This is a genomic window from Synechococcus sp. R3-13 (assembly GCF_047462195.1).
Taxonomy (GTDB): domain Bacteria; phylum Cyanobacteriota; class Cyanobacteriia; order Thermostichales; family Thermostichaceae; genus Thermostichus.
Genome location: NZ_JANSIO010000478.1, coordinates 1464 through 2069, shown reverse-complemented (window position 1 = coordinate 2069; position 606 = coordinate 1464). Strand labels below are relative to the sequence as shown.

The following is a 606-nucleotide window of genomic DNA, read 5'->3' as shown; positions in this document are numbered from 1 at the left end:
TTTGCTGGAGTACCGCTCTCAGCTTGGAATAATGCTCTCGTATTTTGCTCAACTGCTGTCCATGCCAGTTCTCTCCCTCCGATGTATGGGCAATGTCTGTTCTCCCCAAATCCACGCCTATTACTCGCTCTTGCGGTTTGGTAACAGGTGTTTCTGTCTCTAGGCAAATTTGCAGATAGAACCCACCACCACGACGCTGAACCAGAGTCGCTGCTTTGGGTTTTGTCCCTGCTAACTTCCTGCGTTGATAGTTGCCGATGGCTAACTCAAACCGTTCCCTGCCATCAACGGTAGTGATGGACACTGTCCAATCTTTCTCTCTGAAGGAAAAGATGCGGGCATCGTAAGTATCAAACGGCTTCTTAAATTCTTTGACTGGCCTGTTTTTCTGTTGTGCTCCTTTGCGACTACCTGCGACTCTGCGGCATACCTGCTGTGCCAAGTTACTGGACAAGCCAAATCGCGACCTAAGTTCGTAGTAGCAAAGGGATTGGAGCTTGATGGCATTGACTACCTTTGCTGGGGTGTTGGCATTGACCCAGTTCAAGGCTTCTGTGAAAGCAGAAAGGGTAGCAGAGAGTTTTGCCGCTTGAGCTTCTGCTACCC

Annotated in this window: 1 pseudogene; it reads right to left on the bottom strand. The window is 49.5% G+C overall.

What is annotated here, in order from left to right:
• Positions 1-606: pseudogene (locus NW856_RS13300) on the bottom strand (RNA-guided endonuclease TnpB family protein); the annotation flags it as partial.